Origin of the sequence: Streptomyces sp. NPDC017529 (assembly GCF_044329785.1) — a bacterium.
Taxonomy (GTDB): Bacteria; Actinomycetota; Actinomycetes; order Streptomycetales; family Streptomycetaceae; genus Streptomyces.
Map to the genome: position 1 here is coordinate 1 of NZ_JBIRJY010000029.1, position 20993 is coordinate 20993.

General features: G+C 69.7%; 24 protein-coding genes and 2 pseudogenes. 12 read left to right on the forward strand and 14 right to left on the reverse strand.

Annotated elements, in window-relative coordinates; all coding sequences use genetic code 11:
* The first annotated feature begins 98 nt into the window (after positions 1-98).
* The 4 genes from ACH4K4_RS35870 to ACH4K4_RS35885 all read left to right on the forward strand — a co-directional run bounded on the left by ACH4K4_RS35870 (position 99) and on the right by ACH4K4_RS35885 (position 2578).
* Positions 99-488: a hypothetical protein gene (locus ACH4K4_RS35870; RefSeq protein WP_398173585.1), complete on the forward strand. Its 390-nt coding sequence runs from the start codon at positions 99-101 to the stop codon at positions 486-488.
* On the forward strand, positions 485-943 hold the full coding sequence (locus ACH4K4_RS35875) for a DUF5994 family protein (RefSeq protein WP_398173587.1): 459 nt from the start codon (positions 485-487) through the stop codon (positions 941-943). The genes ACH4K4_RS35870 and ACH4K4_RS35875 overlap by 4 nt, the downstream gene beginning before the upstream one ends.
* A gap of 111 nt (positions 944-1054) precedes the next feature.
* On the forward strand, positions 1055-2056 hold the full coding sequence (locus tag ACH4K4_RS35880; protein WP_398173589.1) for an acyl-CoA desaturase: 1002 nt from the start codon (positions 1055-1057) through the stop codon (positions 2054-2056).
* Between the two features lie 204 nt (positions 2057-2260).
* A complete protein-coding gene (locus ACH4K4_RS35885) occupies positions 2261-2578 on the forward strand; it encodes a hypothetical protein (protein ID WP_398173591.1) in 318 nt (105 codons plus the stop codon).
* A gap of 141 nt (positions 2579-2719) precedes the next feature.
* Here the strand turns inward: ACH4K4_RS35885 and ACH4K4_RS35890 are convergent, their stop codons facing one another.
* The 5 genes from ACH4K4_RS35890 to ACH4K4_RS35910 form a co-directional block, all read right to left on the reverse strand.
* Positions 2720-2887, reverse strand: coding sequence for a CsbD family protein (locus ACH4K4_RS35890; RefSeq protein WP_398173593.1), 168 nt, complete (start codon positions 2885-2887; stop codon positions 2720-2722).
* A gap of 93 nt (positions 2888-2980) precedes the next feature.
* Complete coding sequence (locus ACH4K4_RS35895; RefSeq protein WP_398173595.1) at positions 2981-4423, reverse strand: PP2C family protein-serine/threonine phosphatase; 1443 nt, start codon at positions 4421-4423, stop codon at positions 2981-2983.
* 19 nt (positions 4424-4442) lie between these two features.
* The gene (locus tag ACH4K4_RS35900; protein WP_398173597.1) at positions 4443-5069 is read right to left on the reverse strand and encodes a hypothetical protein; all 627 of its coding nucleotides are present in this window, start codon (positions 5067-5069) and stop codon (positions 4443-4445) included.
* Positions 5066-5446: an STAS domain-containing protein gene (locus tag ACH4K4_RS35905; RefSeq protein ID WP_398173599.1), complete on the reverse strand. Its 381-nt coding sequence runs from the start codon at positions 5444-5446 to the stop codon at positions 5066-5068. Before ACH4K4_RS35905 ends, ACH4K4_RS35900 begins: the two co-directional genes overlap by 4 nt.
* Before the next feature lie 616 nt (positions 5447-6062).
* Positions 6063-6623: a DUF5994 family protein gene (locus tag ACH4K4_RS35910; RefSeq protein ID WP_398173601.1), complete on the reverse strand. Its 561-nt coding sequence runs from the start codon at positions 6621-6623 to the stop codon at positions 6063-6065.
* A gap of 388 nt (positions 6624-7011) precedes the next feature.
* On the opposite strand from ACH4K4_RS35910, the gene ACH4K4_RS35915 reads away from it, so the two are divergent.
* Positions 7012-7482 (forward strand): DUF5994 family protein, encoded by a 471-nt coding sequence (locus ACH4K4_RS35915; RefSeq protein ID WP_398173603.1) that lies wholly within the window; start codon positions 7012-7014, stop codon positions 7480-7482.
* 115 nt (positions 7483-7597) lie between these two features.
* Here ACH4K4_RS35915 and ACH4K4_RS35920 read toward each other — a convergent pair whose 3' ends face one another.
* Both ACH4K4_RS35920 and ACH4K4_RS35925 read right to left on the reverse strand, forming a co-directional pair.
* Entirely contained in the window at positions 7598-7780 is a 183-nt protein-coding gene (locus ACH4K4_RS35920; protein ID WP_398173605.1) for a hypothetical protein, read from the reverse strand.
* A 373-nt stretch (positions 7781-8153) separates the two neighbouring features.
* Positions 8154-9080, reverse strand: coding sequence for a phosphotransferase family protein (locus ACH4K4_RS35925; RefSeq protein WP_398173607.1), 927 nt, complete (start codon positions 9078-9080; stop codon positions 8154-8156).
* Between the two features lie 178 nt (positions 9081-9258).
* On the opposite strand from ACH4K4_RS35925, the gene ACH4K4_RS35930 reads away from it, so the two are divergent.
* Both ACH4K4_RS35930 and ACH4K4_RS35935 read left to right on the forward strand, forming a co-directional pair.
* Complete coding sequence (locus ACH4K4_RS35930; protein WP_398173609.1) at positions 9259-9561, forward strand: ArsR/SmtB family transcription factor; 303 nt, start codon at positions 9259-9261, stop codon at positions 9559-9561.
* The gene (locus ACH4K4_RS35935) at positions 9558-9950 is read left to right on the forward strand and encodes a VOC family protein (RefSeq protein ID WP_398173611.1); all 393 of its coding nucleotides are present in this window, start codon (positions 9558-9560) and stop codon (positions 9948-9950) included. The genes ACH4K4_RS35930 and ACH4K4_RS35935 overlap by 4 nt, the downstream gene beginning before the upstream one ends.
* Positions 9951-10433: 483 nt before the next feature.
* Here the strand turns inward: ACH4K4_RS35935 and ACH4K4_RS35940 are convergent, their stop codons facing one another.
* On the reverse strand, positions 10434-11279 hold the full coding sequence (locus tag ACH4K4_RS35940; protein WP_398173613.1) for a helix-turn-helix domain-containing protein: 846 nt from the start codon (positions 11277-11279) through the stop codon (positions 10434-10436).
* Positions 11280-11372: 93 nt separating this feature from the next.
* Here ACH4K4_RS35940 and ACH4K4_RS35945 point away from each other — a divergent pair, with 93 nt between their 5' ends.
* The gene (locus ACH4K4_RS35945; protein ID WP_398173615.1) at positions 11373-12149 is read left to right on the forward strand and encodes an alpha/beta fold hydrolase; all 777 of its coding nucleotides are present in this window, start codon (positions 11373-11375) and stop codon (positions 12147-12149) included.
* 487 nt (positions 12150-12636) lie between these two features.
* Here the strand turns inward: ACH4K4_RS35945 and ACH4K4_RS35950 are convergent, their stop codons facing one another.
* Positions 12637-13047 (reverse strand): four-helix bundle copper-binding protein, encoded by a 411-nt coding sequence (locus tag ACH4K4_RS35950; protein WP_398173617.1) that lies wholly within the window; start codon positions 13045-13047, stop codon positions 12637-12639.
* 322 nt (positions 13048-13369) lie between these two features.
* Here ACH4K4_RS35950 and ACH4K4_RS35955 point away from each other — a divergent pair, with 322 nt between their 5' ends.
* Together ACH4K4_RS35955 and ACH4K4_RS35960 are read left to right on the forward strand one after the other, a co-directional pair.
* Positions 13370-13480, forward strand: a complete 111-nt coding sequence (locus tag ACH4K4_RS35955) for a MerR family transcriptional regulator (RefSeq protein ID WP_398173692.1) — start codon at positions 13370-13372, stop codon at positions 13478-13480.
* Positions 13477-13866 (forward strand): MerR family transcriptional regulator, encoded by a 390-nt coding sequence (locus tag ACH4K4_RS35960; protein WP_398173694.1) that lies wholly within the window; start codon positions 13477-13479, stop codon positions 13864-13866. The genes ACH4K4_RS35955 and ACH4K4_RS35960 overlap by 4 nt, the downstream gene beginning before the upstream one ends.
* A gap of 320 nt (positions 13867-14186) precedes the next feature.
* Here ACH4K4_RS35960 and ACH4K4_RS35965 read toward each other — a convergent pair.
* Positions 14187-14421 (reverse strand): annotated as a pseudogene (locus tag ACH4K4_RS35965) (SGNH/GDSL hydrolase family protein); the annotation flags it as partial.
* Between the two features lie 203 nt (positions 14422-14624).
* On the opposite strand from ACH4K4_RS35965, the pseudogene ACH4K4_RS35970 reads away from it, so the two are divergent.
* Positions 14625-14735, forward strand: a pseudogene (locus tag ACH4K4_RS35970) (IS5/IS1182 family transposase); the annotation flags it as partial.
* A 180-nt stretch (positions 14736-14915) separates the two neighbouring features.
* Here ACH4K4_RS35970 and ACH4K4_RS35975 read toward each other — a convergent pair.
* The 4 genes from ACH4K4_RS35975 to ACH4K4_RS35990 all read right to left on the reverse strand — a co-directional run bounded on the left by ACH4K4_RS35975 (position 14916) and on the right by ACH4K4_RS35990 (position 19983).
* Complete coding sequence (locus ACH4K4_RS35975; RefSeq protein WP_398173619.1) at positions 14916-15419, reverse strand: ricin-type beta-trefoil lectin domain protein; 504 nt, start codon at positions 15417-15419, stop codon at positions 14916-14918.
* 1159 nt (positions 15420-16578) lie between these two features.
* Positions 16579-17067: an Asp23/Gls24 family envelope stress response protein gene (locus tag ACH4K4_RS35980; protein ID WP_398173621.1), complete on the reverse strand. Its 489-nt coding sequence runs from the start codon at positions 17065-17067 to the stop codon at positions 16579-16581.
* A gap of 193 nt (positions 17068-17260) precedes the next feature.
* Positions 17261-18334 carry a fatty acid desaturase family protein gene (locus ACH4K4_RS35985; protein ID WP_398173623.1) on the reverse strand — a complete coding sequence of 358 codons (1074 nt, stop codon included), beginning with the start codon at positions 18332-18334 and terminating at the stop codon, positions 17261-17263.
* 659 nt (positions 18335-18993) lie between these two features.
* Entirely contained in the window at positions 18994-19983 is a 990-nt protein-coding gene (locus tag ACH4K4_RS35990) for an alpha/beta fold hydrolase (RefSeq protein ID WP_398173625.1), read from the reverse strand.
* 141 nt (positions 19984-20124) lie between these two features.
* Between ACH4K4_RS35990 and ACH4K4_RS35995 the strand changes: the two genes are divergently transcribed.
* Positions 20125-20775 carry a helix-turn-helix domain-containing protein gene (locus tag ACH4K4_RS35995; protein WP_398173627.1) on the forward strand — a complete coding sequence of 217 codons (651 nt, stop codon included), beginning with the start codon at positions 20125-20127 and terminating at the stop codon, positions 20773-20775.
* Positions 20776-20993 lie beyond the last annotated feature (218 nt).

Below are 20993 nucleotides of genomic sequence, written 5' to 3' on the forward strand. Positions count from 1 at the left end.
ATCAACTGGGTCGAAACCATGACAGCCATGCCCAGAGCCCCTGGGCCCTCCGATCTTACGAATGACCAGAGCAACCACGCTTGAAAGGTAGGACACTCATGACATATCGACGCCCGCTGTCCGACCGCCCCGAGCGCACCACCCCACGGCCGACGGCCGCCACGGCGGCCGAGGAGCCGTCGCCCGGGCCGGGCCACGCCGAGGTCCGCATCGTGGCGGCGTCACCCGAAGCGGCCCGTCTCGTCGCCCAGACGCTGCGCGACCACTATGCCGCCGCCGAGCAGCGCAGTTATCCCGCCGAAGCGCCCGACGGCGGTACCAGGCTCCACCTCACGGTCGACACCACCCGCACTTCCGGTGCCGTGGAGCCGCCACGACCGTGGCCGGTCGCCGGCCGGCCCCACCACGACGAACTCGCGAACGCCGTCCCGCGGCGGACCGCACCCACCACCCCGGACGAACCGTCCGGAGACAGGCTGACCCCATGACCACCACCGGCGTGCCCCCGACCGCCCCTCAACGGTCCCTTCCCGCCCGGTTCGCTCTCCTCCCCCAGGGCACCGGCTTGCACCGCATCGACGGCGCGTGGTGGCCGCGCACCCGCCACCTCGCCACCGAACTTCCGCCCCTGCTGGATGCGTTGGCCCCCCGCTGGGGCCGTATCACCCGGGTCACCGTCGACAACTTGATGTGGAACACCGGCCCCCACCGCCTGGTGCTCGGCCGTCGGGTGATCCACATCAGCCGGTCCATCGGCATGGGGCACCGGCACACCGTATGCCTGCTCTCCCTCGGCACCGGACGATGTGACCTGCTCGTCATACCGCCCGACACCCCGGCGGAGCGGGCCGGCCGCCTCATGGCCAACGCCTCCCGCACAGGCGGGGGAGGCGGACGGCAATTCGGCGCAGCGGGCCACGGCACGCACACCACGGTCGACTGAAGGCCCCGCGGCGGCGCAGGACGTCTCCTCCCGCCATTCTGAAACCCCCTGTCTCGCAGGCCCGAGCCCCCGGCCGCACCGGAACCCTCCGACCAGGCCGAGGAGCCACGCATGACCACGACCACCGCACCCCAGGCACCACCCGAACGGCCCGGGAGCCCACCCGCCTATGACGGGACCTCCCCCTTCCCGTCCCCCGGGCATCCCGCTCCCCGTACCGGCGCCCAACGCCTCCAGATGGTTCTGACGGGGACCATCGTGGCGTTTCCCCTGCTGGCCGTGGTCCTGGCCGGATGGCTGCTGTGGGGACGACTGCTCGGCCCGGCCGACATCCTCATCGCCCTCACCTTCTACGTCGTCACCGGCCTGGGCGTCACCGCCGGATTCCACCGGGGCCTGACCCACCGCAGCTTCACCGCCACCCGGCCGCTGCGCCTGGCTTTGGGGGTGGCCGGCTCGATGAGCTTCCAGGGTGACGTCATCGGCTGGGTCGCCACCCACCGGCGCCACCACGCCTTCACCGACCGCCCCGGCGATCCCCACTCACCGTTCCGCTACGGCACCAGCCTGCGCGGGCAACTCCGCGGCCTGGCCCACGCCCACGTCGGCTGGCTCTTCCACCGCGAAACCAGCGTCTCGGCCCCCGCCGAACGCTACGCTCCCGACCTGCTCGCCGACCGCGGGCTGCGTACCGTCTCCCGCGCCTTTCCCGCTCTGTGCGTCCTCAGCCTCGCGCTGCCGTTCGCCATCGGCTGGGCCGTCGGCGGCACCCTGAACGGCGCGCTCACGGCACTGCTGTGGGCCGGGCTGGTACGCGTCGCCCTGCTCCAGCACGTGACGTGGAGCGTGAACTCGCTGTGCCACATGGTGGGCAGCCGCCCGTTCCGTACCCGCCGCCACGACCGCGCCACCAATCTGTGGCCACTGGCCCTGATCTCCTTCGGCGAGAGCTGGCACAACCTCCACCACGCCGACCCCACCTGCGCCCGCCACGGCGTCGACCGCGGCCAGCTCGACCCGACCGCCGCCGTCATCCGCCTCTTCGAACGCCTCGGCTGGGCCACCGACGTCCGCTGGCCCATCCCCGCCCGCCTCGACCACTGCCGCAAGTGAGCCACGCGGCGCGCGGTGACCGGGCGCCGGCGTCATCGACCGCTCCGGCCGGACCTGCCGGTCGGAGCGGGTGGCGAGGCGCCGGTCGTGTACCGGAGTACGGTGGCAGTACCGGGCGTATCTCGTATGCCGTCATTCCTTTCGGTGTCGCTCTCGGCGAACGACAAGCCTGGGGGCCCGTCGGCTCCCGAGGACGTGGGACCGATGTATTCACAATCCTCCATCTACAGCCGCTGCAACAGCCGCTCGGCACCGACCGAAGAGATGCTCTTCGGTCTGACCTGCGTTATCTGCGGCATCGACTACCGGAGCGCACCGACCGCGGACGCCCTGGTGGTCTCCCGCAGCGCTGATGGGCCCACGCTGGCCTGCCGGGGCGTGTGTGCCCGGCTGGCCAGCGGGTCCGCCAACGGCCTGGACGAGACCCCACTGTCCCTGACCGAGCGCGTACGCCGGTACGAGGCGCGCGTCCGGAAGCACGCCGATCAGGCGCAGGGCGACCAGCGGGGAAGCGCTGCATGAGCCTGGTGGCTCTGGGCGTTGGGCGTACTCTCCTCCCGCCGCAAGGAGAATGAGTTCCGCCTTCCGCTGCACCCGCCGATGCGCGCGACAACGTGATCGCGGCGCGGGAGCGATTTTTCGGGGCCTCACCGCACCCACCGGTCAGCGCTTGAATGCCTTCCTGGCCTTGGCGGCGGCTTGCTTCAGGTTCCCCATCGAGCGGTCCGCCCTGCCTTCGCGCTGTGTCTGCCTGTCATGGGTGGTTCGGCCGATGGCCTCCTTGATCCTGCCTTTGGCTGTCTGTGCTGTGTTCCTGATGGCTTGTCCCATGTTCATGGTGGTCCTCGTCTCGTGGTGTGGCGACTGTCGCTTCGGTGGTTGTGGGTTGCGGGAGATGGACCGCGGCCTCGTCCGGTGGCGAGATCATGCGCGGTCCTGTGGGCGGGGGCCGCTGGTGTGGGTGGTGCCCGACGCGCCGGCGGCGGTTCCGTCGGCCCCCGGGAGGGTGGCGCTGAGCGCGAGAAGGGCCACGTCGTCCGCCGGGCCGACGGGGAAGGTGGCCAGCAGGGCGGTGAGGTCTTCGATGATGGCGGCTGCATGGGGTGCCGTACTGGTGGCCGCGTGGTGGGTGAGGTGTGCCGCCAGGCTTTTCTCGTCGAATTCGGCGCCGTGGGAGGTGCGCGAGGCGGTGAGGCCGTCGCTGTGGAGCAGGAGTGCCTCGCCCGGTGCCAGGCGAAAGGTTCGGGAGGCGATCGGGGCTTCGGCGAGTACACCGAGAAGCATGCCGCCGGACAAGTGCATCGGCTCGGCACGGGCGCGCAGCCCCCGGCGGGCCGGACGCAGGTGGTACGCGGGAGGGTGGCCGCCACCGGCCAGGGTGATGACGAACCCGCCGGCGGGGTCGGGGACAAAGGTGCCGAAGATCAGGGTGCACAGGTGGACGTCGGCGGCCGGGTCCGCCAGCAGGGCCGAGTTGAGCGTCTCCAGCACGGTGTGAGGGTCGGGCTCCAGCAGCGCTGTGCAGCGGAGGTTGTGGCGGATCATGGAGGTGAGCGCGGCCGCCGTCGTACCTCTGCCGCTCACGTCACCGAGGCAGAAGGCCCACCGGTCGGTGCCGAGGGGGAAGATGTCGTAGAAGTCGCCGCCGATGTCGTGGATGGAGGCAGTCGTGTAGTGGCAGGCTGCCTGGAGGCCCGGCACGTGGGGGAGGGCCGGCGGCAGCAGGGAACTCTGCAGGGCAGCGGCGAATGCGGCGGTCCGGGCCTGGTCCTGCTCGGCCCGGTCGCGTGCCGCGCGTGCGACCTCCAGCAGTTCGCGTTCCCTGCGCAGCATGCGCAGCGCGGACAGCCGCAGTTCCAGTTGGTCCATGACCAGCGTGGCCAGGTCGGTCAGCGCGGCGGCCTGCTCGGGTCTGATCCGGCGGGGCCGGGTGTCCAGGACGTCGACGGCGCCGAGCCGGTGGCCGTCGGGAGTGGTGATCGGTGCGGCGGCATAGAAGCGGATGCCGGCCGGGCCGGCCACCATCGGGTGCGCGCGGGTCAGGGCATCGCGATGGGTGTCGGGGATGACCAGGGGAGTGTCGGAGAGGATCGCCGAGGTGCTCAGGCATGCCTCCCGGCCGGTCTGGGTAGCGCCTTCCAGCCCATAGGCGGCCTTGAACCAGACCCGGTCGGAGTCGACAATCGTCACCGTCGCCATCGGGGCGTCGAAGAGACGTCCGGCCAGCGCGGCGATCCGGTCGAACGCCCCGTCCGGCGGGATACCCAGGATGTCGTAACGGCGTACCGCCGCGATACGTCGCGCTTCCCGTTCCCGGCTGCCCTCGGAGGCGGCTCCGGGCTCCCCGCCCTGTTCGTCGTCCGGCATGCGCCCACCTCGCTCCGGGTTACTCGGGACGCTGCGTACGGGCGTCGTGCGCGAGGCCGTGGCGCTCCCCCAGGGGGAGCACCAGTGCTCGCAGCGCCGCGGGGCCGGACGGCCTGCGGACCTGCCCGATGTCCTGCCAACCCCACGCCCGAAAGGCACTGTGGGCGGCGTGGTCGGCCTGATCCACCAAAGTCGCGCCGAGCGAGGCGTGGTTGTCCGCAAGCAGCTGTGTTTGCAGCCGCCGGGCGAGGCCGGAAGCGTGTTCGTGCGGGTGGACCACGATCTCCGTGACGGCGAAGGTGTGCCCGGAGGAGGTCAACTGCTCGACGGACCGGGGGAGACCGCCCTCGAAGCCGGTCCACCAAGCCCCGTCGCGTGCGACGGGGAAGCCGAAGGCGCAGCCTGCCAGGGTGGGCGTCTCGGCGACCAGTAGGGAAAAGCCCGGGCGCCGCACGGAGTCCGCGAGGCGGCGAAGGAAATCCTCCCTACGGCGGTAGGTCTCGCCGGACGCGGCCTCCGCAGACTCCACGTACAGGTCCGCCAGGTCCTCCCGGAGTGCCTCGGCCTGCCAGCGGTGCAGGCGGCGCAGGCGGACCGCCTCCGGGGCGGGCCGCTCCTGGCCTGGCCCGGGGCCGGTGCCCGTCACGGTGCGCCTGCCGAAAGGGGAGCGGGCCATGGTGCCGGCGCGCTCTCGCGGTGACTCGCGGGAACGCCGCTCAGCAGCAGGGCGGAGTCACTGTGCGAGAGGATGCGTAGCAGAGCGAGCGGCGGGTAGTGCAGTCGCAGGATTCCGCCTTTCCGCGTGGCCTGCGCGGCGGCGTGCAGGAAGGCGTTGAGGCCGCTCACGTCACAGAAGGTGACGGCAGTCAGGTCGACGTCGATGACGCGCATCCCGCCGTACAGGCACTCCCGCAGGGACGCGCTGACCAAAGGTGCCGTCGCCAAGTCGATCTCACCGGCCAAAGTGATCAGCGTACGGCTTCGCTTGTCGTGCCGGTAAACGTTCAGGTCGGGCAGGGACATGGCGCCTCCGGTTCCGGGCGACCGGGCCGGGACAGGGCGGTTCGGGCCGAGGTCCCGGCAGGTATGTGCGCTCAGCAGCAACGCGCCGTCGGGGTCTGGAACGTCGACGTCCTGATGTGAGGGTAGCCCCGGGCCCAGCGGTCCGGGAGCGGGGAGAGGCATCGAAATCCGTACGGCCGAGAGGAGTTCGGGTACGGCGGTAACGGGGCGGTCAAGGCCGGGGAAGCGGTCGAGGGCACGACAGCGCACGAGCCGTGGGCCCGGCCGGGCCGTGCGCGAACGGCACGGCAGGCCCGGTCACAGGCCCGCCGCGGCGCGCTGTTCTCCCTGTCAGGACCTCCGGCCCTTGAAGGAGCCGGTGGTCCTGCGCCGCGGGCGCAGGCGTCCGCGGCCTCCGTCCCTGTGGTCCCGGCGGGTGTGAACGGGGGGAGGGGCGGCGGTGACCGGCTGCGGACGGGCCGGGCTGCGGGAAGCGTGGCGGTCCGGAAGGCGGCGGCTGTATCGGTGCAGCGCGATCCGTTCGTCGTGCTGGGCGTTCAGAAGATGGATCACGAATGCTCCCAGAGCGATCATCGCGAGTATGACGGTGACGGTGAGGCCGGTGCCCATGGCCGCGTCACCTCCCGTCGAGCGTGGAAGCGGGTGCGGCGGTGGCGCCGCCCTCCGCTTCCCATGTCTCGGTGCGGCCCGGCGTGTCCGCCTCGGCCGCGAGGTGACGGGCCGACTCGGCCCCCATGAGTTCGCTGCCCGTTCGGGCGGTGTGCGGATCCGAAGCGGCGTCCATGAGCCGTGCTGCGGCGGCCGCGCCGGTCTCCGGAGGGACGATCAGCAGGTCCCAGCGCCCTACGCGGTAGGAGAGCAACAGGAGTTGATGCGGGTCCTGCTCGTCGGCGAACCAACCCACCTTGATCACACGGCCGTTGGTAGGGATAGCGCGTGGCACGACCGGCCAGTGCGTCGGGTTGACCGTGATGCGCGTGATGCGGCCCCACAGCGGTTCCAGCCGTTCGGTGAGGGCGGGAAGCTCACGTGCGAGGTCACGCGAGCGTGGCCACCAGGCGCCGTCGAGCAACCCGGTCTGCGAGCCCGAGGGCTTGAGAGAGAGCCGGACCGGCGGATGGCCGGAAGGGCTGACGTCCGGCGCGGCCGGCGGGGGTCGTTCGGTGATCACCGTCATGGTGTCGACCCGTCCCCGGACCTGGCGTGCCCGGCCCGGTGCTTGGAACCGAGAGAGATACCGGCAAGGAAGCCGGTCAGGAAATGCTCTCGGTACCACCAGCGTACTCTCCCGGGCAGTGCCGACCACGACTGCCGACGGCTGGTTCCCTGGGCAGCGAGCTGACCAGGGAATCGGTGGTTCAAGAGTAGGCTGGTGACACCGAGGGCTCCTCGTACGCGGGCTCCGTTGCCCGTGTCGTTCTCGGCGAAGCACCACACCGGGGCCGCCCCGGGCGAGGTCGCGTGATGACCACGAACACTCTCGGTCCGCCGGTGATCGGCAAACGGGCCTTCCGGCCATGGACGCCTCAGCAACTGCTGCCGCACTCAAGCGCGGACGGTGCGCCATGACCGTTGATCCTCTGCTGCCCGTGATGTTGCCGGACGGCGCCCGAGCCCATCAGGCGGGCCCAGGGGTGGCCGTACTGAGGATGGAGACGACTCCTCGCCGCGACGGGACCTTCGACGGCGCGTGGTGGCCGAGATCCCGGGATCTCGAAACCGAACTGCCCGGCTTGATGCGCGTGCTGACCGAGCGGCTGGGTTCCCTCGCACGTCTCGGACTGGATGCGAGTGCCTGGGACGCGCACCCGCACCACTTGGTCGTCGACGGTCACCTGATCCGTATCGACTGGTCCGAGGTCGGCGACGGCACGATGCTCGTCACCCGCGGGCGGCAGGACATCTTCTCCTTTCTGATGCTCCCACCACAGGCCGACGCGTCCGCCGCACGCGCAGCCATGGCCATGGCTGTCCAGGACGGCAACAGCGCATCGGCCGAGGAGATCTTCGCCGCCGCCGGAATCTTTCCCGCTTGAGGAGCGGAGCCGGCCTTGGCCTGCGACAAGGTGGACAGGCCGGGACCGAGCCGGGTGCGAGAGTGCTCGGTCCCCCTCCTGCGGAGGACCGAGCACATTTTCCGGGTGCTGCCGCTCATCCGGGGCGAGGCCGGTTCGACAGCCCGTCTTCCAGGGCCTCTCTCAGGGCCAGCAGCGCGGGGAGGTCGGCGTGGGATACGAACCGGTCGAGCAGAACGCCGATGCGCCAGTCGTGGCCGTCGTGAACGGCCTGCACGATGGCTTCGATGTTCTGTAGCCGGTCGTATGAGACGCCCAAGAGAACACCTCCGATCCCGGGGGACCAGAGCCGGTCCCTGGCTCCACCCTCCTCTCTTCCGCGGAGTTTTGTTCCGCGGAGAGGCCACTGGCGCGTTTGCCGCATTCGTTGTTCACTCTCGTCGCCGAGGTAGCGCCTTTTTTGCTCCGGTGCCGGTATCGGACCGTTTCCGGTATGGGGATGATCACTCACCGGAGCTCGCTTCGCGGTCGGCGGCGGCCTGGCGCAGCGCGGCGCCGGCCCGGGAGCGGTCCCGGCCTCGATGTCCGTACGGGCGTCGTCCGGCAGCGGGTCGGCGTACAGGCGAACCCGCAGCCACCAGCGGCACAGCACGCCCAGCAGCTCGGCCTCGCCGGTGTCAGACACGGGCAGTTCAGAACGCCGTGCCGAACCATGCCTCTGCGAGCGAAAGCAGCGTTCCTTCGGCAGGTGCGCGTAGTTCGCGCATGTACCAAGGGAGGTTGCTGTACACGTGTAGCAACGTGTACGCGAGTAGTTCGGACGGCTCGAAGGTGCGGCCGTACGCCCCGGCGAGACGGGCCAGCAGATCCGGATCCCCCCGGGTGACGAACAGGCCGACGCCTACGAAGTCGTATGCGCGGTCACCGATCATGGCCGGTTCGAAGTCGAAGAGCCCGGTCAGCCGCCATCCGTCGGGATCGATCAGGAAGTGCTGCCGCATGACCTCGGTGTGCAGCAGGGAAGGGCGCGGGTCGCTCGGCAGCGGGACCGAGGCGAGGAAGTCCGGTATCTGCTCCAGCCAGGCGGCCGACAGTCCGTGGGCGCGCTGCTGCGCCACGGTATCGGCACCTTGGCGCTCCAGGAAGGCGCCCCAGTCTCCGGGGCCGAGGACGTCCCCGAGGGGATCGGGGTCGAGTGAGTGCAGCACGGCCAGGGTTTCACCGATCTCGGTGACGAGCCGTTCACGGTGGCCCGGCGGCACGTGGTCCCAGGCACGGGCGAGGCTCTCGCCGCGGAGCCGGGACATCAGGACGTACTGCCAGCCGTTCTCGTACGGGCCGAAGCCGCGTACCTGTGGTGTCGGTACCGGCAGCCGTCCCTGGACGTGGATGAGGACACGACCTTCGGCAACGCCGTCTTGGGCGGCGGCTCCGGGGAACAGCTTGAGCACGTGCTCGTCGCCCACCGCGTAGACCGGCTGCGACCCGTCCGGGAAACGAGTCAGCGGTGCGTCGGCGAGACCGAGGCGTGCACAGAGGTCCTCCGCACCGGGGCGCATCACCGTCTCGTCGGAGAGGACCGCGTCCCACTCTTCGTCCGTTTCTACCGGAGGCAGCATGATCGGGACCGTAGGCCACCGGCTGCCGGGAAGCAACGGAAACTCACGGCTCTCGCGCCCGATAGCGTTGCGCAGGGCGGGTGCCCTGTGCTCGTGGAAGCAGCTGAGTGGTGGGCCGACTCGGGGCGCGACGCACCTCGACTTGATAGGCAAGTGAATGTTTGCCTATGTTGTGGTCGTGGCCGCCGACCTTTTCAAAGCCTTGGCCGACCCCACTCGCCGTACCATCCTCGACGAGCTCGCAGAGAAGTCCGGACAGACACTGTTCGAGATCTGCTCGCGGCTGAGCATGAAGCACCAGCTCGGCATCACGCGCCAGGCGGTCTCCCAGCACCTCGCCGTGCTGGAGACCGCCGGGCTCGTCGAGACCAGGCGGGAGGGCCGCTACAAGTTCCACGACCTGAACACAGTCCCCCTGCGGCAGATCACCGAGCGATGGCTCGTGCCCGACACCTCCGGACCAGAGGAGAGCACCCCATGAAAATCCACCTGACCAGCGTCTTCGTCGACGACCAAGCCAAGGCCGAGCACTTCTACACCGAGCTCCTCGGCTTCGTGAAGAAGCACGACGTCCCCGTGGGCGAGAAGGACCGGTGGCTGACCGTCGTCTCGCCCGACGAGCCCGGCGGCACCGAACTCCTCCTTGAGCCCGCCAGCCACCCGGCCGTCAAGACCTACCGTGACACGCTCGTCAAGGACGGCATCCCGCTCGCCCAGTTCGCCGTCGACGATGTGAAAGCGGAGTACGAGCGCCTGCGCAGCCTCGGCGTCCACTTCACCCAGGAGCCCCTGGAGATGGGCCCCGTTACCACCGCCGTCTTCGACGACACCTGCGGCAACCTGATCCAGATCGCGACCGAGCCGCAGTAGGCAATTGCCCGCGCCTTCTCCCCGATGAACTTCAGCCGCCGTCACCACCCGTTTGGCCTATGCGAGTGCGACCTGAAAAGGGATGAGGAGGAAAGGCAGAAGGAGAAGCTGTACAGCTGGACGCGAGCGGCGCTTCATGGAAGAAGAACAGCCACGAAGAGTGACCTGCGGTTCACACCGACGGAGTGGCCCACCTTCCGGGATGGCGTGCGGGACGGAGAGTCCGGCTGAGCGCCGACGGCTCATGAACACCTGGCGCCGAGGACCGCGCGACGCTCCGCACTCCCGTGCGCGCCGGCCGGGACGGTATATCGCACCTGCTTGACCCGGACGCCAATGACGGCCCGGAGGCTGGCCGCTCCGCCTGCCTGCTCACTCATCTGCCGGCGACGCCTGCGCCCCACGTTGCGTTAGGAGTAGCTAAGTCTAAGAGGCCGCGCAGACAGACACGGTGGCGCCGAAGCAGCGAGGCGAGTGCACCTTCTACTCGACGGCTACCGCCGCCTGCCACGCACCCGGGCGCATGCCTGTCGCCTTTCGGAAGAACACCGAGAAGTTGGATGCGTCGGGAAAGCCGAGCGTGGCGGCGCAGCGAGCCGCGGTGAGGCGGTCGTGCGCGAGGAGTCGTTTGGCTTCCAGGACGATCCGGTCGACGATGTACGCCTTCGCGGTGCGGCCGGTGGCCTGCTGCACCGCTCGTGAGAGGGCGCGGGGCGCGTACCCCAGAGCACGGGCGTAGTAGCCGGCGTCGTGGTGTTCCCGGAAGTGCGCTTCGACGCTGGAGCGGAACGTCAGGAACAGCGGGTGGCGGGACCGTGCTTCGGAGTGGGGTGGCCGCAGCCGGGCGATGAGTGCGGAGAGCAGGATCTGGGGCAGCCCCGTCGAGAAGTTCTCGGGTGGAGCGGACGCTTCGAGGAGGAGATGGTCTCGCGCCGCGTCGATGAAGGGCCAGTCGGCGTTGGGGATACTCCAGTGCGCGACGAGGTCCGGGGAGGCAACGAGTTCCCGGGTGGCGTGGGTGACGGGCGCGGTCGGCACGAACAGCACGAGGTGTCCCGCCACACCGGCGATGTCGTCCCACTGGTGTACCGCGCCGGGTGGGATCCATACCGCGGACTGCTCCTTGAGCGGGTGGTGGAGGAAATCCACCGTGACCGAGCCGTGTCCGGTGTCGACGACGGCGAGGACATGGAAGTCGGCGCGCTGCGTGCCGCCGTCGTTCAGCTCGCGCAGGCGCTCGAACGTCATTGTCTCGACCGCGGCGGCGCGGCGCCCCGCGGGCTGGTAGGTCATCTGCCGGATCACACGCACGTGTCCAGTTTCCACCATCGGGCGACCAGTCACGCCGATGCCCCGCCTGGGTGCGGAAGTTCCAATGAACCCACAGGGAAATCGCCCATAACGCTGACCGGAAGAACCAACATGAACACGCCGCAGCAGACGCTTCTGCCCACTTACGACCACCGGCCCGGGATCGGGCTGACCCTGGTGTTCCTGCACTACTGGGGCGGTTCCGCCCGCACCTGGGATTTCGTCGTCGACCGCCTCGCCGGCCGTGCCGTGCTCACAGTCGACTTCCGCGGGTGGAGCCGGTCGAGCGCTCTGCCCGGCCCCTACATGCTCGGTCAGCTCGCCGACGACACGCTCGCCGTGCTCGCCGACGCGGGGGTCATCGACTATGTCCTGGTGGGGCATTCGATGGGAGGCAAGGTCGCACAACTGGTCGCGGCCACCCGGCCCGCCGGCCTGCGCGGCATCGTCCTCGTCGGCTCCGGCCCGGCGAAGCCCGCCGCACAGATCACCCCCGAGTACCAGGAAGCCCTCTCCCACGCCTACGACTCCACCGAATCCGTAGCCGGGGCGCGGGATCACATCCTCACCGCGACCGAGCTGCCCGCTCCGGTCAAGGCACAGATCGTGACCGATTCGCGAACCGTGACCGAAGCCGCCCGCACCGAGTGGCCGCTGCGCGGCATCGCGCAGGACATCACCGAGCACACGCGCATGGTCAGCGTTCCCGCCCTCGTGGTCGCCGGAGAGAACGATCAGGTCGAGCCCGCCGACGTGCTCCGTCACCACCTGGTGCCTTATCTCTCCCAAGCCGACTTCATGGTGATCCCGCACACCGGTCACCTGATCCCGTTGGAAGCCCCGGCCGACCTCGTCGGCGCCATCACGGCCTTCGCGCCGGCAGCCTGACCGACGGCGTCGCTGCCACCGGGTACGTACGCGACGCCATCGAGTGCGTCCCGGTGTTTCTGGCCGCCCACACCGCCGGGCTCACCGGGGCCGACGACATCACCGCCGAGCACTCCCGGCACACCGTCGATCTCCTCCTGGACCGCTCTCGGAGCCTTGCCGACCGTGCCAGCGCCAGCCATTCGGCCGTGGTCGGCCTGTCCTGCCGGCTGCCTGACGACAGCGCCTCTTTGTGGCATGTCCGCGTACTCCGAGTCTGGCGACAGGATGAGGGAGCGGCCTGTCAGGACGGCGTGGGTGGCGGCGACCGCCCTGGTCGAAGATGATCCCGGCGGCCAGGCGGGAGCCGGAACCCGCCGTCGGGCGTGGCGTTGTGTCGACGGCGGGGCGGAGCCGGCTGTCGCAGCGGGGCACGGCGGTGCCGAGTTGTTCATGAGGTGCGAGGCGCGGTCGCCGGGCCCTGGGTCGCTGCGGGCGGTCGGCGTGGTCAGTCCAGGGAGGTGATGAGGTCGTTGCAGGCCTGTTCGCAGCGGCGGCAGGCTTCGGCGCACACACGGCAGTGGTCGTGCTGTCCGGCGTGGCGTTCGCACTCGTCGGCGCAGGCTTTGCAGGCCGTCGCGCACGCCTGGAGGACCGCGCGGGTGATGTTCGCGTCGTAACCGGTGTGACGGGAGAGCACGGCGGCGGTGGCGTTGCAGATGTCGGCGCAGTCGGCATCGGTGCGGATGCATTTGGTCAGTTCGCCCACCGTCTTCTCGGACAGGCAGGCGTCCGCGCAGGCGGTGCACGCCTGTGCGCAGGCGATGCACTCCTCGATACAGCGGACGAGTTTCTCGCGGTCCACGCCGCCGAGGTCGGCGGGGTAGGTGTCGAGCATGTCCTTGACCGCAGTGGTCATGGCTGGCCTCCAGGTTCGGTGCGTACCTTCGCGCGGTGGTTGCCGCCTTGTACGCGTAACACCAAGACGGGCGCGGAAAACAGTCTGGCGGCCCTTCGCCTCCGGTGGCCGTACCCGTGGCTGACGGCGCTGAGGCCAGAACACGGGCCGATGCGAGCGGCCCGGCAACGGCGCGCCAGCCTGTAGAGCCGACGGATGCTGCTATTTGCGCGGGTGACACCGCCTTACCAGCACCGAAGACCAGCCGCTCCCCCCCCGTGGTGTCAGCCCCGTTGGGTCTCGGGTTGCGTCTCAAGCGGCTTGAGATACCACAGTGGCCCCCATGAACGACCACGAGCTGTACCCCATCGGAGACGCCGCGCGTCGCAGCGGTCTGAGCGTGAGTGCCGTCCGGTTCTACTCCGACGTTGGGATCATCGAGCCACGGGCCTGAACGGGACTGGCCACCGGATGTACGACATCGACGCCATCGCCCGGCTGGAACTCGTCCGCACCCTGCGCGAGCTGGACACCGACCTGGGCGAGATCCGCCGCCTGCTGGACGGCGGCACGACCCTGCACGGCCTGCTTACCACGCACCTGGAGGTCGTCGAACGCCAGGAGCGCACCCTGCGGGCCAGACGGGCGGTGCTCAGGACCCTGATCAAACAGGGTGGCACGACCGCTCAGGCCGACCTGATGCACAAGCTCGTCTCAATGACCGACGAGGAACGGGAACACATTATCGACGACTTCTGGCACGACGTGGGCGAGAACCTGGATGTCCACCGGGGACCCGAGCCCAGGCGACTGCGCCGTTTCAAGACTTCATGCACGTGAGCGGTGCCCCGCTGAAGGAGGAACTCCTCGCCGCGCACCGGGCCGGAGAATCTCCCCGTTCCCGTCGGACCCAGCAGGCGGTCACACGCTTCCTGGAAGCGGCCACCGCGTTGTCCGACACCCCACTCACTCCGGAAGTCCGGAATCGGATGGCCGCCGGGTTTCGGCAGATACCCGACATCATGTGCCAGATCACCGAAGAGGAAGCCACCTCAGAGATCCCCGTCTACGACGACACCCACGGCCGGCACCTCTCCCTGGTAGCGCTGATCGCCACAAGCTGCTTGGGGCCCGACCAGTTCGTGTGCGGCAGCAGGTCGGGGCGCTTCGGTGGGCAGCGGCGCGTCCCGGTCGGAGTCGGCGGGGAAGCCGAGCGCCTGCCAGACGGCCTCGGCCACCCGCTCGTACCCCGCCTTGTTCGGGTGGAGCCGGTCCTCGGCCCACATCCGGGGCGGCCAGCGGACGGGAGGAGAAGAGGTCCACCACGACCGCGCCGTGTCGTACGGCCAGTGCGTCGATGTGGGCGAAGAGCTGTTCCATACGGGGCTGGAACCGCTACAGAACCGGCCCCCACAGGACCCGGTCCGCACGACGGTCGCCGTCCTCGGCGTACGGCTCGATCCGGCTGCGGCCCACCGAGTCCGGCGAGTGCCTCGGCCGACACCGCTGGATGACCGAGAGGGCGATCTGCTGTGTCTGCGTCTACCGCCGCCTCACCGTGCGGTACGAGCGACGTGCTGACCGACAGTGGCGGCACTCTGCTGCGGGTCGCGCTCACCGGCAGCCGCCGCAACGACGTCACCCAGCTTCTGCCGCTGATCGACACCGTGCCGCCCGTCCGGGGCCGCCGCGGAGGACCGCGCCGCAAGCATGAACCTCGCCCGCAGAGCATTCTGAAAGGCCCCCTCTGCCATCCCGGCCTGCTCCGAAAGCGCATCGGCCCAGATTCACTCCGACGCTGGATGCGCCGGCCCGTCGGCGGGGCAGGCATGCCGTGCTGGGCACACCCGACGTCGCGAGGGTGCGCCTACGTGAGGCATGGCGCCCGTTCAAACGTCCAAACTGATCATGTCGCCGTTGTGCTTCTTCCACTGTTGTGACGAGTCGATGTAGTTGCACCCCTTGGTGAGGATTTTGGCGGAGCCCAGATTGTTGGCCAGACACGTCGTATTGGAGTGGATCATGGGCATGGTCTTCGAGTGGCGATCCGACAGGCCGTGCCACTGCTGTCCGCGGTCGCCTTCACTGCACTTCTTGGTCTGGATCTTGGTGGTGCCCAGCACGTTGGCGAGACACCAGTCCGGCGCCTTCACCAGGCGCCACATGCCGGTCATCCGGTTCGTGTTGTAGTTGTGGTGCTCCCAGTGCTGTCCGCCGTCGTCGGAGTTGCAGCGCTTGCTGACGATTTCGTCGGTGCCCAGATTGTTGGTGAGGCACCAGTCACCCACTGCTCTGTCGTTGCCGGGCGCGGCAGCTTCTGCGGTGACGGTCGGCGAGAAGGCTGCCGCCAGGACGAGGGCGGCGGCGGTGAGGGCTGTTCGCGGTATGGCCATCAGGTCTACCTTTCGGAGGAGGCGGCGCGGCGCGGATCGTATCGGCTGCGCATTTCGCTGGTCACTCTGGCCGTATGAACGGAGAGGTGACGCCATTTGCAGTGTCCTTGCCGCCACCCGCTGCCGCGCAGCGATATACCCCTGACCGGGTGAGTCCGGGAATCCTCTACCAGGCTCATGGGGCTGGCTGACGAGGGGCAACGACAGCCAAGGACACCACCCGGCACAACTCGCTACCTGACCGCAGCCAAGCCGGTGTGCGGATCGGGAAGCACGCGTGGAACGCGCTGCCGCTGATCAGCCATCGCCGTCCGGGCAAAGGTCTCGTCCTGGGGCCTACGCCGTCGCCGTCGAAGTGTGGTGCCTCGTCGACGCCTGACCACAGGACCGGTGGCCACGCCCTCGTACCTGCCCCCGCCCCCGCTTCGCCGACGAAACCACTGTCAACTGGCGCCACTCTCGACCTGCTGGTAACAAACACCCGTCGCAGGAACGAACGCGCCTTGATGATCTGCTGGTCGCCGCGTACTGGCGCACGAACCTGACGACACGCCAACTCGCCCCGCTCGACTACCGCTACCACCAACTTCTGGGTCGTCATCGACGCCGATACTCGCCTGGTCGTCGTCATCGGTGACCCCGTATCCGGGAACCGCTCGGAGCTGTGAATGTGCCGCTGGGGGAGTCCCCGGTGCGGTCGAAGTGCATGTCGATTCCAGAGGGTGCCAAGCAGCCACTCACCGGCGATTGCGTCATTCGTCCGTTCAGCGGCCGCGCTCCGCAGCACCGCACTGCCTGCGCCTGCGGGACGAGAACTTCCGACAAGTTGACTCTGCCGGCGACCTCGGAAGGTCTGGAAGGCGGTCGGTGCCCGTGGGGGATTCGGTCGATGCAGACCGCTGAGGCGCTCGACGTTCACGGTGATCGCCGTAAACACGTGTTGCAGGTGGGCTTTCGACTGCCCCCGGCAGCGGCACTGGCGCATGCCGCGTCCGTAGGCGAACTCGTTGGGGGCGCCGCCGCGGATCGCGTAACGGGCCTTCCAGCAGGAGCCGCAGCCGGCACCTGTCTGACGCGGAGTCGCGGAGTCGCGCAGTTGGGAGGCCTTCGGGTCTACCTTCTAGCGGAACGTTTCCCCGCAGCGGAGCTACGCCGGTTGTCAGTGGACCCGGCCTTCGGCGTCTTCCGTGGTGTCGTCGTCGGGCAGGTGGACGTCGTTGACGGAGATGTTGACCTCGACGACTTCCAGGCCGGTCATCTGTTCCAGGGCTGTTGTCACGTTGCTGCGGACGTCGGCGGCGATGGTGGGGATGCCGGCCCCGTACTCGACGACCACGTCCAGGTCGATGGCTGTCTGCCGTTCACCGACTTCGACCTTGACCCCGCGGCTGAGGTTCGAGCCGCCGCCGGGGACTTTGTCGCGCATCGCACCGAAGGTACGGGCGAGGCCGCCGCCCAGTGCGTGGATGCCGGGCACTTCGCGGGCGGCCATCCCGGCGATCTTCTCCACCACTCCGTCCGCGATGGTGGTCTTGCCCCGTGGCGAGGACAGCTGGGCGGAGCCGGTCCGCGCGGATGGTGTCGTCGCGTTGTCCGGGCGGCGGGGCTCAGCGAGTTTGTGCGTGCTCGGGCTGATCGGCTCCGTCATGCGAAGCCACCTCCTTGTGGTCCACCGGCTTTCATGTTCCAACGGTCAGGACGACGCCGTACACCCCGAGTACCGGCCATCGCCTTGCCCATGCAGGCTGGGAACGTTCCCACTGATTCGCGCCCGTTCTGGATGTCTGGGGCTGTGAAGTCCGGCCCGCTGTTGATGGCGGCGCCGGACGACAAAGTCGCCACTATCCGGTAGGCGGGTCAGGGACGGTCCGGACCTCCTGGCGGATCGGGGTGCCGGCGTGGTGCAGGCTCTTGAGGACCTGCCGGTAGGAGGCGAACAGGCCGGTCTCCAGGTAGTCGATGCCCGCCTCCTGGCAGTACCGGCGAACGATGGGCTGAGCCTTGCGCAGGTGCGGGCTGGGCATGTTCGGGAACAGGTGGTGTTCGATCTGGTAGTTCAGGCCGCCCAGTGCGATGTCGGTGAACCAGCCGCCGCGTACGTTGCGGGAGGTGAGGACCTGACGGCGCAGGAAATCGAGGCGTTCGGTGCCGCTCAGGGTGGGCATGCCCTTGTGGTTGGGAGCGAAGGTGGAGCCCAGGTAGACGCCGAACAGACACTGGTGGACCGCCAGGAAGGCCACCGCCATGCCGGGCGGGAGTGCCACGAACAGCGCCGTCAGGTAGAGCGCGAAGTGCGCGAACAACAGGGTTCCTTCGAGGCCCCGGCGCTTGAGCGAGCGGTTGGTCAGTGCCTTGACGCCGGCCACGTGCAGGTTGAAGGCTTCCAGGAGGATCAGCGGGAAGAACAGGAACGCCTGGGCGCGGCCGAGCAGCCGGGGGAGCCCGGTGGCGGCGCGTGCCTGCGTCTGGGACCAGACCAGCAGGTCCGGGACGATGTCCGGGTCCAGTTCTTCATGGTTGGGGTTGGCGTGGTGGCGGGTGTGCTTGTCCTGCCACCAGCCGTAGCCCATACCGATGCCCAGATTCGCAGCCCCCCGGCCGGAGCGTTCACTGGCCCGGCGCAGCCGGAACACCTGACGGTGGGCCACATCGTGTGTGACGAGTGCGACCTGGCCGAAGACCAAGGCCAGGAACGCGGCCACGGCCAGGCTCCACCAGCTGTCGCCGACCAGGACGAAAGCGGCCCAGCCGACGGCGTAGAGCGCGGCCACCGAGGCGACCCGCACCGCGTAGTAGGCCGGCCGCCGTTCCAAGAGGCCGGCCTCCACGATCTTCTTGGAGAGCCGGGCGAAGTCACTGCCTTCCTTACGCTGGGGCGGCGGCAGAACCGGGTGTAGCGGGATGTCAGAACTCATACAGCCAATCTCGCCGGCCCCAACGGGCCGGCTGTGCTCACGGACTACGACAGGGCCGGACGCTGCCTACGGTGACGCCCCAGTGGACAGGCGGCGGGCCGCACGGACGTGCGGCAGAAGTACCGGCAGCTCGGGCACCACGCTGAGCGAGTTCCGTGAACTCGTGGGCAGGGTGGTGATCTGTGGAGAATCGGTCCCTCCGGGCGGATTCTCGCGCGGCCGGGGGCTGGGGCCTCTGTATCCACCGTAACTCTCCCCGCTCTCCTTGAACAGACGCGACTCCGGCCAAACACTTACCGCCCACCTGTTCCGGGCGACCGAACGGCGCACTGACCCTGCTGCGGGTGTCGCTCACCGGCGGTCACCGCGACGGAGTGGACTCGGCCACGGGGTCTACCGCCGCCGTCTGCGGCAGCGGAGCATCGTTCCCAGGATCGCTCACCACGGGCCTGGATCTCTCCCGGAGTGCCCTCGAAGTCCGGCGCGGTCTGCTCCGGCACACCCTCTACCTGGAGGAGAGCTCACCCACCAAGCAGCCGAAGGCGCCGACCCGCTCAGGCTGATGCGGTTGTTCGGCATCACCGAGCAGACCGCCATGCTCTACGTCACCGTCGCCCACCCCGAACGCACCGCCAAGCTGCCCAGGTAGCCCGCCTGGTTCAGCTCTGGAGGGTGGCGAGCCAGTCGGTCAGTAGGCGGTTGACCTCGTCGGGGCGCTCCTGCTGGATCCAGTGGCCGCAGCCGTCCAAGAGGTGGGAGGCCGACAGGCCGGGGAGGGTGGTGGGGTAGGCGTCGATGGCGTCGGACATCCAGGTGGTGGAGGCGTCCAGGGCGCCGCCGATGAACAGGGACGGCTGCTTGATCGGGGCTCCGCGGTGCGGGGCGAGGTCTTCCCAGTCGCGGTCCATGTTGCGGTAGCGGTTGAGGGCGCTGGTCAGGCCGGTGCGCTCGAACTCCCCGGCGTAGACGTCGAGGTCGTCCTCGCTCAGCCAGGCCGGGAGGGCCCCCGTGGGGAAGCGGTCGCGCAGCCGGCCGCCGCCGCGGGCGACGAAGTGCGGGTCGGGCTCGCCCTGGGCGGGCATGGTGTCGGCGGACAGGGCCGCGTAGAAGCCCGCGAGCCAGCCTCGGACGTCGGGCTCGATCTCCGCCTCGGCGCGGCCGGGCTCCTGGAAGTAGGAGACGTAGAACTCCTGCTTGGGGCCGCCGATCTGGCCGAAGATGTCGGTGGGGCGCGGGCCGCCGGGCGGCGCGTAGGGGACGCTCAGCAGGCCGACGGCGCGGAAGACCTCGGGGCGGAGCAGGGCCGAGGCGGCGGCGATGTTGGAGCCCCAGTCGTGGCCGACGACCACCGCGCTCTCCTCACCGAGGGCGCGCACGACGGCGACGTTGTCCTCCACCAGGTCGAGCATCCGGTAGGCGTCGGTCGCCTCCGGTTTGGAGGAGCGGCCGTAACCGCGCACGTCGATCGCCACCGCCCGGTGGCCGGCCGCGGCGAGGGCCGGAAGCTGGCGGCGCCAGGAGTACCAGGACTCGGGGAAGCCGTGGACGAGTAGGACCAGCGGGCCGGTGCCCTGTTCGACCAGGTGCAGGCGCCCGGCCGGAGCCTCGACGGTGCGGTGGCGGAGCTCGGCGGTCGGCTCGGGCTGCATGGGCTTCTCCTCGGATCGCGGGCGGACGCGGCTACCCATCGATCATGCGGCGCGGCACCCACCCGACGCGAACAGCCTTGCCATTCTGGCAAGCTCGCAGGACAGGGCGGTTGAGCGGCACGGCAAGAAGGAGCGGGAAAGATGGCAGTCGACGACGTGGACGGCACGCTGGCCGCGATGGGGCCCCGGTTGCGGGCCGCGCGCGAGGACCACGGCGCGACGCTCGCCGGTGTCAGCTGCGCGACCGGCATCTCGACCAGCACGCTGTCCCGGATCGAGACCGGTCGGCGCAAGCCCACCCTGGAGGTGCTGCTGCAGCTGTCGAAGGAGTACGGCGTCTCCCTGGACGAACTGGCCGGCACCGCTCCCGCCCCCACGGCCGAGCCGCGCGCTACGGCGCCGCTGAGCTTCAGGGATGACAAGGCGGTGCTGCCGTTGACCCGGTACGTCGGCGGCCTGCACGCCCACAAGCACGTCCTGCCCGCTGTCGAAGGCCCGCCCGCACGGCCGCGGCAGGTCTCCCACGAGGGCTACGAGTGGCTGTGCGTTCTGTACGGGCGGCTGTGGCTCGGGCTCGGCGACCAAGACCTCGTCCTGGCTGCCGGGGACGTCGCCGAGTTCGACACCCGCACCCCGCATGGGGTGGTGAACGCCGGTTCCGGCGGGCCTGTTGAGTACCTGATCATGTTCGGGCCTCAGGGCGAGCGCCTACGGCTGCGCACCCCTCCGGCCGTCGGCCGCGGGAACCGTCAGCCGAATCGCGCCCAGGCCGGCCGCGAAACGCAGCCGTAGGCTCCGGAACCCGAACGCCTGGGCCGCCTCCCCGAGTCACCAGCCGCCGCAGCGTCCTGGGAACGCTTAACTCCGCTTCGGTCCGCGCCGGTGTGGAGCGCGCGGGACAGGCCCCGGTCCCCGCGGAACGAGTACGGCCGGGGCCGCCACCGCCGCCAGGGCGCCCACCCCAGCTCAGCGTCTGCTGACGCTGCGTTCTTGCCGTCGGCCCGTGACCA

What these genes read in the sequence shown, in the direction of transcription:
- ACH4K4_RS35870 (WP_398173585.1), top strand. Translation starts at nt 99, where the DNA reads ATGACATATCGACGCCCGCTGTCCGACCGCCCCGAGCGCACCACCCCA.
- ACH4K4_RS35875 (WP_398173587.1), top strand. Translation starts at nt 485, where the DNA reads ATGACCACCACCGGCGTGCCCCCGACCGCCCCTCAACGGTCCCTTCCC.
- ACH4K4_RS35880 (WP_398173589.1), top strand. Translation starts at nt 1,055, where the DNA reads ATGACCACGACCACCGCACCCCAGGCACCACCCGAACGGCCCGGGAGC.
- ACH4K4_RS35885 (WP_398173591.1), top strand. Translation starts at nt 2,261, where the DNA reads ATGTATTCACAATCCTCCATCTACAGCCGCTGCAACAGCCGCTCGGCA.
- ACH4K4_RS35890 (WP_398173593.1), bottom strand. Translation starts at nt 2,887, where the DNA reads ATGGGACAAGCCATCAGGAACACAGCACAGACAGCCAAAGGCAGGATC.
- ACH4K4_RS35895 (WP_398173595.1), bottom strand. Translation starts at nt 4,423, where the DNA reads ATGCCGGACGACGAACAGGGCGGGGAGCCCGGAGCCGCCTCCGAGGGC.
- ACH4K4_RS35905 (WP_398173599.1), bottom strand. Translation starts at nt 5,446, where the DNA reads ATGTCCCTGCCCGACCTGAACGTTTACCGGCACGACAAGCGAAGCCGT.
- ACH4K4_RS35910 (WP_398173601.1), bottom strand. Translation starts at nt 6,623, where the DNA reads ATGACGGTGATCACCGAACGACCCCCGCCGGCCGCGCCGGACGTCAGC.
- ACH4K4_RS35915 (WP_398173603.1), top strand. Translation starts at nt 7,012, where the DNA reads ATGACCGTTGATCCTCTGCTGCCCGTGATGTTGCCGGACGGCGCCCGA.
- ACH4K4_RS35925 (WP_398173607.1), bottom strand. Translation starts at nt 9,080, where the DNA reads ATGCTGCCTCCGGTAGAAACGGACGAAGAGTGGGACGCGGTCCTCTCC.
- ACH4K4_RS35935 (WP_398173611.1), top strand. Translation starts at nt 9,558, where the DNA reads ATGAAAATCCACCTGACCAGCGTCTTCGTCGACGACCAAGCCAAGGCC.
- ACH4K4_RS35940 (WP_398173613.1), bottom strand. Translation starts at nt 11,279, where the DNA reads ATGGTGGAAACTGGACACGTGCGTGTGATCCGGCAGATGACCTACCAG.
- ACH4K4_RS35945 (WP_398173615.1), top strand. Translation starts at nt 11,373, where the DNA reads ATGAACACGCCGCAGCAGACGCTTCTGCCCACTTACGACCACCGGCCC.
- ACH4K4_RS35950 (WP_398173617.1), bottom strand. Translation starts at nt 13,047, where the DNA reads ATGACCACTGCGGTCAAGGACATGCTCGACACCTACCCCGCCGACCTC.
- ACH4K4_RS35955 (WP_398173692.1), top strand. Translation starts at nt 13,370, where the DNA reads ATGAACGACCACGAGCTGTACCCCATCGGAGACGCCGCGCGTCGCAGC.
- ACH4K4_RS35975 (WP_398173619.1), bottom strand. Translation starts at nt 15,419, where the DNA reads ATGGCCATACCGCGAACAGCCCTCACCGCCGCCGCCCTCGTCCTGGCG.
- ACH4K4_RS35980 (WP_398173621.1), bottom strand. Translation starts at nt 17,067, where the DNA reads ATGACGGAGCCGATCAGCCCGAGCACGCACAAACTCGCTGAGCCCCGC.
- ACH4K4_RS35985 (WP_398173623.1), bottom strand. Translation starts at nt 18,334, where the DNA reads ATGAGTTCTGACATCCCGCTACACCCGGTTCTGCCGCCGCCCCAGCGT.
- ACH4K4_RS35990 (WP_398173625.1), bottom strand. Translation starts at nt 19,983, where the DNA reads ATGCAGCCCGAGCCGACCGCCGAGCTCCGCCACCGCACCGTCGAGGCT.
- ACH4K4_RS35995 (WP_398173627.1), top strand. Translation starts at nt 20,125, where the DNA reads ATGGCAGTCGACGACGTGGACGGCACGCTGGCCGCGATGGGGCCCCGG.